Annotated in this window: 12 protein-coding genes and 1 pseudogene; 3 read left to right on the forward strand and 10 right to left on the reverse strand. The window is 58.1% G+C overall.

Annotated elements, in window-relative coordinates:
• The first annotated feature begins 8 nt into the window (after window positions 1–8).
• Window positions 9–1,403, forward strand: a complete 1,395-nt coding sequence (locus QE396_RS06410; protein ID WP_020884235.1) for an amidohydrolase family protein — start codon at window positions 9–11, stop codon at window positions 1,401–1,403.
• Here QE396_RS06410 and QE396_RS06415 read toward each other — a convergent pair.
• On the reverse strand, window positions 1,400–1,687 hold the full coding sequence (locus tag QE396_RS06415) for a DUF1330 domain-containing protein (protein ID WP_014169939.1): 288 nt from the start codon (window positions 1,685–1,687) through the stop codon (window positions 1,400–1,402). The two genes, QE396_RS06410 and QE396_RS06415, sit on opposite strands and share 4 nt — an antisense overlap.
• A gap of 149 nt (window positions 1,688–1,836) precedes the next feature.
• Here QE396_RS06415 and QE396_RS06420 point away from each other — a divergent pair, with 149 nt between their 5' ends.
• Both QE396_RS06420 and QE396_RS06425 read left to right on the forward strand, forming a co-directional pair.
• A complete protein-coding gene (locus QE396_RS06420; protein ID WP_014169938.1) occupies window positions 1,837–2,742 on the forward strand; it encodes a LysR family transcriptional regulator in 906 nt (301 codons plus the stop codon).
• A 193-nt stretch (window positions 2,743–2,935) separates the two neighbouring features.
• A complete protein-coding gene (locus tag QE396_RS06425; RefSeq protein WP_020884236.1) occupies window positions 2,936–3,874 on the forward strand; it encodes an omptin family outer membrane protease in 939 nt (312 codons plus the stop codon).
• Window positions 3,875–3,968: 94 nt separating this feature from the next.
• Here the strand turns inward: QE396_RS06425 and paaY are convergent, their stop codons facing one another.
• From paaY to paaE, 9 genes and pseudogenes are all read right to left on the reverse strand, one after another.
• Window positions 3,969–4,565, reverse strand: a complete 597-nt coding sequence (gene paaY / locus QE396_RS06430) for a phenylacetic acid degradation protein PaaY (RefSeq protein ID WP_020884237.1) — start codon at window positions 4,563–4,565, stop codon at window positions 3,969–3,971.
• A gap of 9 nt (window positions 4,566–4,574) precedes the next feature.
• Window positions 4,575–5,510 (reverse strand): phenylacetic acid degradation operon negative regulatory protein PaaX, encoded by a 936-nt coding sequence (paaX, locus tag QE396_RS06435; protein WP_014169935.1) that lies wholly within the window; start codon window positions 5,508–5,510, stop codon window positions 4,575–4,577.
• Between the two features lie 130 nt (window positions 5,511–5,640).
• Window positions 5,641–6,994: pseudogene (paaK, locus tag QE396_RS06440) on the reverse strand (phenylacetate--CoA ligase PaaK).
• A 26-nt stretch (window positions 6,995–7,020) separates the two neighbouring features.
• Window positions 7,021–8,226, reverse strand: a complete 1,206-nt coding sequence (gene pcaF, locus QE396_RS06445) for a 3-oxoadipyl-CoA thiolase (protein WP_020884239.1) — start codon at window positions 8,224–8,226, stop codon at window positions 7,021–7,023.
• A complete protein-coding gene (gene paaI, locus QE396_RS06450; RefSeq protein WP_020884240.1) occupies window positions 8,226–8,648 on the reverse strand; it encodes a hydroxyphenylacetyl-CoA thioesterase PaaI in 423 nt (140 codons plus the stop codon). Before paaI ends, pcaF begins: the two co-directional genes overlap by 1 nt.
• The gene (paaH, locus tag QE396_RS06455) at window positions 8,638–10,065 is read right to left on the reverse strand and encodes a 3-hydroxyacyl-CoA dehydrogenase PaaH (protein ID WP_020884241.1); all 1,428 of its coding nucleotides are present in this window, start codon (window positions 10,063–10,065) and stop codon (window positions 8,638–8,640) included. Before paaH ends, paaI begins: the two co-directional genes overlap by 11 nt.
• A 1-nt stretch (window position 10,066) precedes the next feature.
• Window positions 10,067–10,855 carry a 2-(1,2-epoxy-1,2-dihydrophenyl)acetyl-CoA isomerase PaaG gene (gene paaG, locus QE396_RS06460; RefSeq protein ID WP_025204280.1) on the reverse strand — a complete coding sequence of 263 codons (789 nt, stop codon included), beginning with the start codon at window positions 10,853–10,855 and terminating at the stop codon, window positions 10,067–10,069.
• Window positions 10,855–11,622 (reverse strand): 2,3-dehydroadipyl-CoA hydratase PaaF, encoded by a 768-nt coding sequence (paaF, locus tag QE396_RS06465; RefSeq protein ID WP_020884242.1) that lies wholly within the window; start codon window positions 11,620–11,622, stop codon window positions 10,855–10,857. The genes paaG and paaF overlap by 1 nt, the downstream gene beginning before the upstream one ends.
• Complete coding sequence (gene paaE / locus QE396_RS06470; RefSeq protein ID WP_020884243.1) at window positions 11,619–12,689, reverse strand: 1,2-phenylacetyl-CoA epoxidase subunit PaaE; 1,071 nt, start codon at window positions 12,687–12,689, stop codon at window positions 11,619–11,621. The genes paaF and paaE overlap by 4 nt, the downstream gene beginning before the upstream one ends.
• Window positions 12,690–12,696: the final 7 nt, after the last annotated feature.

Consider the following 12,696-nt stretch of genomic DNA (forward strand, 5'->3'; position numbering starts at 1 on the left):
ACAAGAAGATGAGCGATTACCTGAGAAATATGATTAACAATCAAAGCATAACTCCACCCGCCACGTTGATTAAGGGCGCAACCCTGCTCAGCATGGATGACAGGGTGGGTAATTTTGAACGCGGCGATATCCTTATCGAAGGCGCAAAGATCGTCGCCATTGGTGAAAATCTGGCAGCAGAAGGCGCCCGCATAATAAATGCCACACATATGATTGCCATGCCGGGCCTGGTGGATACCCATCGCCATGCCTGGGAGGGACAACTGCGCCGCATTAACCCCGACGCCAAAACGCTTGAAGATTACTGCAACGCCACGCACTTCTCATTCGCCAGGTATTATCGCCCTGCCGATATTTATATCGGCAACCTGCTCACCGCCCTGGGGTGTATTGATGCCGGTATCACCACGGTGATTGATAATTCCCATAACAGCCGCACCGCTGCGCATTCGGACGCGGCCGTTGAGGCCCTGCTGGATGCGGGGATCCGCGCCGTACACGCTTCCGGTGCACCGGTGTCCGGAGAATGGGATCGCGCGCACTGGCCCGGTAACTGGCAGCGCCTGCAAGAAAAGTATTTCCAGAATAACCCTGAAAGTCTTGTTTCGCTGGCGGTCATGGCCCAGCTGGAACCGGAGAGATGGCTGGAGGCCCGCAGGCTGGGGTTGCCAATCGTGACCGAATTCTTTGGGGGTGAAATGGCGTCGCAGCTTGAGGCGCTGCATCAGCAGGGGCTTCTGGGACCGGACAATATTTTTAATCACTGCACCGCACTGCCGGACGACGGATGGAAAATTCTGCGGGACGCGGGCGTACGCGTGAACGTCTGCCCCCGTTCCGATGCGCACTATGGGATTGAAGACGGCATGTTTGCCCTTCAGTCCGCGCTGCGCCACGGCATCAGCCCCGGCCTCAGCGTTGACAATGAAACGTCGTACAGCGGCGACATGTTTATGGAAATGCGCGTGGCTTTTTACCTCCAGCGCGTCATGGGCATGCATCAGCAGCACTGCTGTGGTTCAGCGCACACCGTAAATACGCTTCATACCCAACAGCTCCTGAAAGCAGCCACCGTTGATGGTGCGGCCTGTGCAGGGTTACAGGAGAGCATCGGCAGCCTGACGCCGGGTAAACAGGCCGACCTGGTGCTTATTAACGCCGGCGATCTCAACCTCTATCCGTCCGGCAATGCATTTGGCACGGTGGTCCATGCGGCAGAGCGCAGCAACATCCATACCGTCATGATTGCCGGACGAATCGTGAAGCAAGACGGCAACGTGCTGGGGGTAGACATCACCCGCCTTCGCGAGGCCATTGATGAATCACGTCATCATCTCTTTACCTCAGCCGGGTATGAGCCGGACATATTTGCTGACGCCTTCCTGCCGCTGGCGCAGGATTAAGCCCCTTCAACCACAACAAATGTCCCGGTTGCCGCCCCCGCGCGCAGCTTTCTGGCGGCCACGTACCCGGGACTGTTATAAAAACGTTTGGCCTCAGCATACGAATCAAACTCTAAAACGACATGGCGTTCATGCGCCTCCCCTTCGAGATTTTCATATTCCCCTGACCAGACGATGACCCGGGGGTTGAACCCCTGCAGCGCTTCCCCGGCAGCGTTCGCATATTCTGCATAGGCAGCAGGATCTGTGACGGTCACGTGGGCGATTAAATAACCTTTATTCATCTTCTTTATCCTTCCTGAGGACTGTTGCCGGTGGTGTAAAACGCATCAACCTGTTTGACAGCGTTACGCGGTATGAAGACACTCTATTAGTCATCAATAAGGGAATAAATCACCCAAAAAATAACGCACTGTTACCCGGAAGGTGAACAATGAAAAACCTGCATGCACTGACTATTTTTGCGCGCGTCGCAGAAATGCAGAGCTTTACTCAGGCGGCGGAGAGCCTGGGCATTAAGAAAGGCCGCGTTTCAACGGTCGTACGTGAGCTTGAGCATGACCTCGGGACGACGCTGTTGCACCGGACTACCCGCGCGGTACAGCTGACCGAAGACGGTCGGGCTTTTTATTCCCGCGCCCGGGATTTGTTATCAGATGCTGAAGATCTGCAGTCCATGTTCGCGCCTGGCGGCATGTCACTGCGGGGACGTTTACGCGTCGATATGCCAGCAGTGTTGGCCCAAAGCGTAGTGATTCCCGCCCTGCCACAACTGCTGGACGCGCATCCTGAACTTGAAATAGAACTTTCAAGCACAGACCGGCGAGTCGATCTGGTTCAGGAAGGCTTTGACTGCGTGATTCGTTTTGGGCCCATTGTTGATGAGACCCTCATTGCCCGACCGCTGGGTCAGTTACGGATGATTAACGCCGCCAGCCCACGCTATCTGGAGCGCGTCGGGGTGCCCGAGACGATTGACGACCTGCTTCGTCAGGGACACCGAATGGTGCATTACATGCGAAATTTTGGTGCCAGGCCTGATGGCTGGCAATACCCGGACGGTGATGGCTACCGGTCCGTCATGTTACCCGGCGCCGCGCGCGTCAACAGCGTACCAGCCTATCATGAGGCCGGGCTGGCGGGTCTGGGCTTAATTCAGGGCGGGTATTCCGCGCTGGCGCCCCATATCCAGCGCGGCGCGCTGGTTGAAGTGCTTCCCCATTTGCCTCCTGAACCGCTTAATGCCGCTTTCGTGGTCGCCCATCGGCGCAATTTATCGCAGCGTGTCAGAGCTTTTATGCACTGGACGGAAGTCATTTTAAAACCGTACTTTGATTAATATCCTGCTAAAGATATTCACGCTAATTGTCGGAGGCGGGACGGCAATATTATCTCGGTGAGGGACGTTTTTTGTGAAAGGAATACACAACGCAAAGGCGAATAATGACTAAAACTGGCAGTTGATTGTTATTTGTGTGGCTTTTAAAATTTAATTGCAAGGTATTTATTAAATTTTAATTAGGGACATAAAAATGACAAGAAATACGCTTTTACTGACGATGATGGCCGCCTTTTCAGGCACAGTATACGCAGGGGAAACGCAATTTACGCCGAATTTCTCACCTGACAGCGTCACCGTTTCAGCCTCGGGCGGGATGCTCAGCGGGAAATCCCATGAAATGGTGTATGACGACGTCACAGGCAGAAAAATCAGCCAGCTGGACTGGAAAATTAAAAACGTCGCCATCCTGAAAGGCGACATTTCCTGGGATGCGTACCCTTTCCTGACCCTGAACGCACGCGGCTGGACCTCGCTGGCATCCGGCTCGGGTCATATGGATGACTATGACTGGATGAACGAAAGACAATCCAGCTGGACAGATCATTCGACGCATCCGGCAACTAACGTCAATTATGCCAATGAATACGATCTCAATGTAAAAGGCTGGATATTGCAGGGCGAAAGCTATAAAGCGGGCGTGACTGCCGGTTATCAGGAATCCCGTTTTAGCTGGACGGCGACCGGTGGCTCTTATAATTATGATAACGGTACCAACACGGGGAATTTCCCGGCGGGTGAACGCGGCATTGGTTATAGCCAGCGCTTCTCAATGCCTTATATTGGGCTTGTGGGGCAGTATCGTATTAATAATTTCGAATTTAATGGCCTGTTTAAATTCAGTGACTGGGTGCGCGCTCATGATAACGACGAGCACTATATGCGCGACCTGACCTTCCGCGAGAAAACCTCAGACTCTCGCTATTATGGTGCGTCAGTGGATGCAGGATATTACGTCACGCCACACGCCAAAGTCTTTGCCGAGTTCACGTATAGCCGTTACAAAGAGGGCAAAGGCGGCACGCAGATTATTGATACTAACACGGGCGAATCCGGGTCAATTGGCGGTGATGCGGCGGGCATTTCCAACAAAAACTATACCGTTACCGCCGGTCTGCAATACCGGTTCTGATTTCGCGCAACGCATCAGGCCAGCGTAAACATGCACAGGCCCCTGACGGGGCCTTTTTCGATGCGCTGCTTTACTTCCGCAGGTGCGCGCCCCTTCATGACGCCGATTTTGGTCGCAGATCCTCGTCAAACTCCAGACGTTTTCGACCGGGCTCCACTTCGCGCAGGGGTTCGACCTGATGCAGGGTCAGCTTGCAGCGATCCACCAGCACCTGATACTCACGCGTGCCCTGCTTCTTCCAGGCAATTTCTTGCTCGCTCAGCACACGTATCGCTTTTGCCGGACTGCCAATGATCAAATGGTTGGCGGGCATCTCCGCTTTCGCTTTCACAAAGGCCGCCGCGCCGACAATGCTGTTTTCGCCAATCACCGCGCCGTCCATGACCACTGCGTTCATCCCTACCAGGGCGTTACGGCGGATAATACAGCCGTGCAGAATCGCGCTGTGGCCGATATGGCCGTCCTCTTCCACCACCGTGTCCTGCTCCGGGAAACCGTGCATGACGCAGTTATCCTGAATGTTCGCGCCGTCTTTCACCACAATCCGGCCAAAATCGCCGCGCAGGCTGGCATTCGGGCCAACATACACGCCTTTGCCCAGGATCACGTCGCCGATGAGCACCGCCGTCGGGTGAACGTAGCTCTCATCAGGTACCACCGGCGTCAGACCGTCAATTTGATAAACGGGCATCTCCACTCCTTATACGATAGTAAGACCACCAAAGCGTTGATAGTAGAGCGTGCCGGGCACAGGCAGTTCGCCGACGGAGGTTTCACCTTTCTCGCTGACAAACGCCAGCGCCCCCGGTGCCACACGCTGATAAATATTAATGCACAGCTGTCGCGCACTTTGTCCGGCCCAGTGTGCAGGCAATAACTCCTCCGGCAACAGCGGGTCTTTCAGCACCACGCGACGGTAAAAATGGATCAGCAACAGCTGGATCTGGAAGCAGCGTTCCGGCGTTAATTCGTCCGGCGCGGCCTCTTTCAGCAGCGGCAGAAGAGGACGGAACGAGTGGATAAACGTCTCGTACATCGCGTTCTGTTCGGTCAACTGCCAGCACTCCTCCACCCGGGCACGCAGCGCCGCGCGGGACAGCGCCAGCGGCGAATGGGCCTCGAAGAAGATGACGTTTTCCGCCACGCCTGCGTCGTGTAAAAGCGACTGCACATCCGCCAGATGCTGCGACGGGGAGGCCATCAGGCTGGGAGCCAGGGTGCCAAAACCCTGCCAGATCAGCTGCTTTTTGACGTCAGCAAGGGTGGTTTTATCCAGACCTTCCGAGAGCAGCAACAGCCACTTGCCGTCCCATGCGGGGAGTTCAGCACGGTAGATTTTACTCTCCGCGCGGCGGGTCAAACGCAGCCCTTTGTCGCTTAGCCGGTAAAAGCTGCGTCGTCCGATGCGCGACACATCCAGCCAGCCCTCTTTGTTAAGACGAAACAGCGCAGTGCGCACAAAGCGCTCGCCAAACCCCATGCCTTCCAGTAAGGCGGCGAGGCTGCCAAGCCAAATCTCGCCGCCGCGATGTGAAAGCGCGTCACCGTATAATGAGGAGATAAGCGACGTTCCGCTAACGGGAACCGAGCTAACCGCGTGCTGGATAAAGGCATCGAGTTTATTCATGTGATTCATTCTGTTGTTATTTTTGGTCTGGATGAATCATAGCATATTCCCCTCACCCCGGCCCTCTCCCAAAGTGAGAGGGGGACAACGTCCCTTCTCCCCTCCGGGGAGAAGGTTAGGATGAGGGGGTGAGGGAAACTCAACCGTTAGCCGCAACTTTACGCAAATCAAACACCCGACAGGCTTTGCCCTCTGAGCGCGGGATACTGCCGCAGTTGACAATCATCACGTCGGTGGAGATCCCGACCATCGATTTAATACGATGGCGCAGCTGATGGCACACCTGGCAGCGCTGCTCGTGGGTCAGGGTCAGACTGCTCTCTTTGAGCTCCACCTTCACGGAAAGTGAATCAAGATGCCCGCGGCGATTGACCTCCAGCTGGTAGTGCGGGGAGAGGTGTTCGAACTTCACGATCTCCTCTTCCAGCTGGGACGGGAAGACGTTGACGCCGCGGATGATGAGCATATCGTCACTGCGACCGCTGATCCTGTCCATACGACGCATGGTGCGGGCGGTCCCAGGAAGCAGGCGCGTCAGGTCGCGGGTGCGATAACGAATCACCGGCAGCGCCTCCTTGGTCAGCGTGGTGAACAGCAGTTCGCCCTGCTCGCCATCATTAAGCGGCGTGCCGTCGTTCGGGTTAACGATCTCCGGATAGAAGTGATCTTCCCAGATGGTCGGACCGTCGGCGGTTTCGATACACTCCATCGCCACGCCTGGCCCCATGACCTCGGAAAGCCCATAGATATCCAGCGCGGTGATCCCCAGACGTCGCGGCGCAGATATCCAGCGCGGTGATCCCCAGACGTTTCTCGATTTCGCGGCGCATGGCCTGCGTCCACGGCTCTGCGCCAAACACTCCCACACGCAGGGAGCAGGCGCTGGCATCGCCTCCCATCTGACGTTCCAGCTCTTCGATCAGATTAAGGCAGTAGGATGGCGTCACCATGATCATATCCGGCTGGAAATCGCGGATCAGCTGCGCCTGTTTCTCCGTCTGGCCGCCGGACATCGGGATAACGGTCGCCCCTAAACGCTCTGCGCCATAGTGCGCCCCCAGCCCACCGGTAAACAGGCCATACCCATAGGCCACGTGAATTTTGTCTTTCGCACTGCCGCCCGCGGCGCGCAGAGAACGGGCCACCAGGTTAGCCCAGTTGTCGATGTCATGTTGGGTATAACCGACGACGGTTGGCTTTCCGGTGGTGCCGGAAGAGGCGTGAATACGCACCACCTGCTCCATCGGTACGGCAAAGGTATCGAACGGATAGTTATCACGCAGGTCCTGCTTGGTGGTGCACGGAAACTTACGGATGTCTTCCAGCGTTTTAAAATCGTCAGGGTGAACGCCCGCGGCGTCAAACTTGCGTTTGTACATCGGAACGTTGTTATAGGCGTGATGCAGCGTCCATTTCAGACGCTCGGTTTGCAGCGCCTGTAATTCGTCAATGGAGGCCGTTTCGATCGGATCAAGCTTTGTTGTATTTGTCATTGTAGGGTACTCACACTGTTATTCGCTCAAACACGCTCAAGGATCATGGCAATGCCCTGACCCACACCGATGCACATCGTACACAGCGCATAGCGCCCGTTGCGTCGATGCAATTCATTGCTCGCGGCCAGCGCCAGTCTGGCACCGCTCATGCCCAGCGGGTGGCCCAACGCAATGGCCCCTCCGTTCGGGTTGACGTGTTCAGCGTCATCCGGCAATCCCAACTGACGTAACACGCCCAGCGCCTGAGAAGCGAAAGCTTCGTTAAGCTCAATCACGTCCATATCGTTGATGCTGAGCCCGGCACGTTCCAGCACTTTGCGGGTGGCTGGCACCGGTCCTAAGCCCATCAGACGTGGCTCCACGCCAGCGGTAGCCATCGCCACGATCCGCGTGCGCGGGACAAGCCCTTGCGCGTGCGCCATCGACTCGCTGGCGATAATCAACGCCGCAGCGCCATCGTTTACACCGGAGGCGTTACCCGCCGTCACGACACCGTTCTTGCGAAACGGTGTTTTCAGCGCGGCAAGTTGTTCAAGCGTGGTATCAGCACGGGGATGCTCATCTACCGAAACTTCCGTAATCGTTCCTTTTTTGCCGGGCACCTGCACCGGCACAATCTCCTGCGCCAGAATGCCGTTCTGCTGCGCCTGAGCAGTACGCTGCTGGCTGCGCAGCGCGAAAGCATCCTGATCGGCCCGGCTGATATTTAACAATTCAGCTACATTCTCTGCCGTTTCCGGCATGCTGTCAGTTCCGAATTGCTGATGCATGAGCGGATTCACAAATCGCCAGCCGAGTGTGGTGTCGAAAATCTCCGCCTGACGCTGGAACGCCGCCGTGGCTTTACCCATTACAAACGGCGCCCGGGACATTGACTCGACGCCGCCTGCAAGCAGCATGTCGCCATCGCCCGCCCTGATTGCCCGCGCGGCAAAGCCAATCGCGTCAAGACCCGAACCGCACAGGCGGTTCAGCGTGGTGCCGGAGACCGTCTGAGGCAGTCCGGCCAGCAGCAGCGACATACGCGCCACGTTGCGGTTATCTTCCCCCGCCTGGTTGGCGCAGCCGAAGATCACATCATCAATCCGCTCGAGGTCGAGCTGCGGATAACGGGCCAGCAGCGCACGCAGCGGCACCGCGCCGAGATCGTCGGCGCGAACGCTGGCCAGCGCCCCGCCATAGCGCCCCACCGGGGTTCGAACGCCATCACAAATAAAAGCGTCACGCATCAGGCTTCTCCTGTCACACTGCCGCCGATGCGGTGAGATTTTCCGCGAAACAGGGCAACGGTTTTCTGTTGTTGGTTCTGAATTTCAATGTCATACACGCCGGTCAGTTTGCCCTGATGCTTAACCCGCGCGGTGGCGGTCAGCGTGTCGCCGGCAAACCCCGGGCGCAGAAAATCGATTGAACAGCCTGACGCCACTGCCGCCAGCCCCTGGCTGTTGCAGGCGTAGGCAAAAGCGGTATCGGCCAGTGAAAACAGCTGTCCTCCGTGGCAGGTTTTGTGGCCGTTGAGCATCTGCGGGGTGATGGTCATCGTCACTACCGCGTAGCCATCGTCCATGTCGATGATGTCGATCCCCAGCGCCTGGGCGCAGGCGTCCTGTTCATACATAGTGCGGGCGTTATGCCAGGCGTTATGACTCATAGCTACTCTCCAGAAGCGCACGCTGGCGCAGCAGTGAACAAGGGCGATAGCGTTCTTCGCCGTAATGGCGTTGCAAATTCTCCAGCAGCGTTAACAGCCGTTGCCAGCCCAGACGCTCCCCCCAGGCAATGGGCCCGTTCGGGTAATTCACGCCGAGGCGCATGGCGGTGTCGATATCCTTCTCGCTGGCCACCCCTTTTTGCAGCGCATCCAGCGCTTCGTTGGCGATCATCGCCACCGTCCGCCAGACCAGCAGACCGGGGTAATCGGCAATGCGCAGTACCCGGTGTCCCTGCTGTTGCAGGTACCAGACGGCTTTTTGCGTGGCGGTATGCGGGTTATCCGATGCGGCTGCGATCACCGCCACGTCGCGTTCAATGCGGTCAATCACCACGACCGGACAGTGAAAACGCCGGGCCAGCGCCTGAGCGGTCTCCCCCTGGGTTTCAATCAACAGGAGCTCATCTATTTCCGTGACACCGTCACCTCTTCGCTGCACACGCATGGGGGTAAAGCTGTCGTTTACTGCATCAAGCCACGGCACAGCCGGTATCTCACCGTGCCAGTCGTAAACGCCCTTCCCGCTTTTTTTGCCCAGCCGCCCCGCCAGCACCAGTTCCTGCTGCACCAGCGACGGCAGGAAACGACGTTCCTGCCAGAAGGCATTGAACACGGAACAGGTCACCGCAAAGTTGACGTCCTGACCAATCATGTCGGTCAACTCCAGCGGTCCCATCGGGAAACCGCCGCCGTCGCGCAGCGCGGCATCAATCACTTCTGGCGCGGCGACCTGCTCTTCCAGGGCGCGCCAGGCTTCAGAATAGAACGGACGCGCAACGCGGTTGACGATGAACCCTGGCGTTGACTGACAGCGGACGGGCTGTTTCCCCCAGTTCAGCGCCAGCTCGCACAGCGCATCGGCCACTTCGGGCGATGTCGCCAGCCCGCTCACCACCTCGACCAGCTTCATGACCGGTGCAGGATTAAAGAAATGCAGCCCCGCGACGCGCTCCGGATGGTGAACATCCGCCGCAATCGCCGTAACAGAAATGGAGGAGGTATTGCTGGTCAGCAAGGTCTGCGGCGGGCAAATCTGAGCCAGTTGCGCAAACAGCGCTTTTTTGACGTCGATACGCTCAGACGCGGCTTCAATCACCAGATCTGCCGCGGCGAGCGCTTCGATATCCGTTACCGGCAACAGCCTGGCAAGAATCTGGCTGCCAGCATCGGCGGAAAGTTTTCCGCGAGTCACCCGGGAGGCGAGACGCTGGCGGATCCCGTCAATCGCGCGTGAAATCGCGTCTGAAGCAATGTCATACATCAGAACCTGATGCCCATGACTCGCCGCGACCTCCGCAATTCCCGCGCCCATCGTGCCGCTTCCAATGACGGCGACAGTACGAACCGTGATCGCCATCTTATTTCCCCGTGAATGTCGGTGCGCGTTTGGCAAGGAAGGCGCTGACCCCTTCCCGGTAGTCGTCGCTGCGACCGGCCAGACGTTGATAATCGCGCTCCAGGTCAAGCTGGGCGTCGAGGGTGTTGGTCTCTGCCGCGTTAATCGCCTGCTTAATCAGCCCCAGACCAAAGGTGGGCTGAGAAGCAAAGTGCAGCGCCATCTGCTGGGCCGTGGCGGAGAGGTGTTCGTCATCCACCACCTGCCAGATCATCCCCCAGGCGTGTGCCTGTTCGGCGCTGAGTTTGTCTCCGAGTAACGCCAGCCCCATTGCGCGGGCGCGCCCGGCGACGCGCGGCAGGAACCATGTTCCCCCGCAGTCCGGCACTAATCCGAGCTTGCTGAAGGCCATCACAAAGGTGGCAGAACGGGCGGCAATGACCATGTCACACCCCAGTGCCAGCGTGGCCCCGGCCCCGGCGGCCACGCCGTTGACCGCGCAAATCACCGGTTTCGGCAACGTCGCAAGACGGCGAACCAGCGGGTTGTAGAACGTCTCCACGGACATTCCCAGATCCGGCGCCGGACCGTTAGGGTCGACGTTGCGGTCATTAAGATCCTGACCCGCGCAGAAGCCGCGCCCCGCCCCGGTAATAAGCAGACAGCGGATGGTGTCATCGCGCTCGGCCTGCTTCAGGCACTCAGCGAGTTGCTGATGCATCACGTCGTTAAAGCTGTTCAGACGCTCCGGACGGTTCAGCGTCAGGGTCATCACGCCTTGTTCTACATGACTGAGAATAAATTCCACGATTAGCGTCCTTTAAAGTCGGGGGTACGTTTCTGTAAGAATGCGTCGATGCCTTCTCGCCGGTCTTCGGTCGCTGAAAGCAGCGTAAACAGCTGTCGCTCCTGGACCAGTCCGGCCTGCAGGGAAACCTCCTGAGACTGGCGCAGCGCCTGCTTCGCCGCCTGGAGCGCCAGCGGTGAGTGTCGTGCCATCAGCTCCGCCTGTTTCAGGGCATATTCCAGCGTCAACGAAGCCGGGAACACATCGCTGACCAGCCCGGCGCGCTGCGCCTGCTGCGCGGTAATGCTCTCCCCAGTCAGCACCATTTTGCTGGCCAGCGATTTGCCCACGCTACGAATCAGGCGCTGCGTACCGCCCGCCCCGGGCATGATCCCGAGCGTAATTTCCGGCAGACCAAAACGGGCGTTATCCCCGGCAATCACCACGTCGCACAGCAGCGCAAGCTCGCAGCCCGCACCCAGCGCGAAGCCGTTGACGGCGGCAATCAGGGGTTTGTTGAAGGCGTTGATCCGGGCCCACAGCTGGGGACGGATATCGTTCAGGGTGGCAGGCAGGTCTTTCTCCGCCATTTCGTTGAGATCTGCGCCGGCAGCAAAGCAGCGTGCGTTGCCGTAAATCACGCAAACGGAGAGATCGCGATCGGCCGCAGCGGCGTCGAGCGCATCAGCAATCTGCTCTAACAGGGCGTTATTCAGCGCGTTGCGTGCCGCCGGACGGTTAAGCGTCAGCTGCAGGACACGACCATGACGGGTGACCATCAGTTCGCTCATGCCATCCCCCTGGAGTCAAAATCGACGATCACGTCAGCGGTTAACGGCAGCGACTGACAGCTCAACACATACCCGGCCGCCAGTTCGTCCGGCTCAAGGCTGTAGTTCGTCGCCATATCAACTTTGCCACGCAGCACTTTGCATTTGCAGGTCGCGCATACGCCGCCCTTGCAGGCATACGGCAGGTCGGCGCCCTGACGCAGGGCGGCATCAAGAATGCTTTCATCGTTTGCCGTGAGGGTAATTTCCCGGTCGCGACCGTCCTGACGCACGGTGACTTTCTGCCCTTCAGCCTGCACGCTGACCGCGCGTTTGCCGGTCGAGCCTGGCGTATTAAAACGCTCAAGGTGAATCGATTTCTCTGGCATCCCCAGCGCTTTCAGCGCCGCTTCCGCGTCGTCCATCATGGCGGACGGGCCACAAATAAAGGCTTCGTCGTACTGGCGGAAGTTGATCAGGGTTTTCGCCAGCGCCTGCAGCTTCTCACCGTCGATACGTCCATGCAGCAGATCGCTGTCGAGCACCTCCTGGCTGAAGATGGCGACCAGCTGCAGACGCTGCGGGTATTTGTCTTTCAGATCGGCAAGCGCCTCGCGAAACATCATGCTCTGGCTACTGCGGTTGCCGTAGATCAGGGTGAAATGACTGTTCGGCTCGGTGGCCAGCGTGGCGGACAAAATGGCCAGCATCGGGGTAATGCCTGAACCCGCGGCAATGGCCAGATAGTGCCCTTCCCGGTCAGCGCGCGGCTGGTAACCAAACTGGCCCTGCGGCACCATGACCTCCAGCGCCATGCCCTGTTTGATCTCATCCCGGGCATAGCGGGAAAAACGTCCGCCCTCGATGGCTTTCACCGCTACGCTGATCTCACCCGGCGCGGTACTGCGGCAGATGGAGTAGCAGCGACGCAGCTCATCCTCACCCAGCTTCGCTTTCAGGGTCAGGTGTTGTCCGGGACGGAAGCGATAGGCGTCCTGCAACGCCTGGGGTACCGCGAAAGTGATGGTCACCGCGTCGCGGGTTTCGGGTTCCACTTTTGCCACTGTTAATGAATGAAACGTTGTCATGGCAACC

The sequence above is a fragment of the Enterobacter sp. SORGH_AS_0287 genome, from assembly GCF_031453695.1.
Lineage (GTDB): Bacteria > Pseudomonadota > Gammaproteobacteria > Enterobacterales > Enterobacteriaceae > Enterobacter > Enterobacter ludwigii.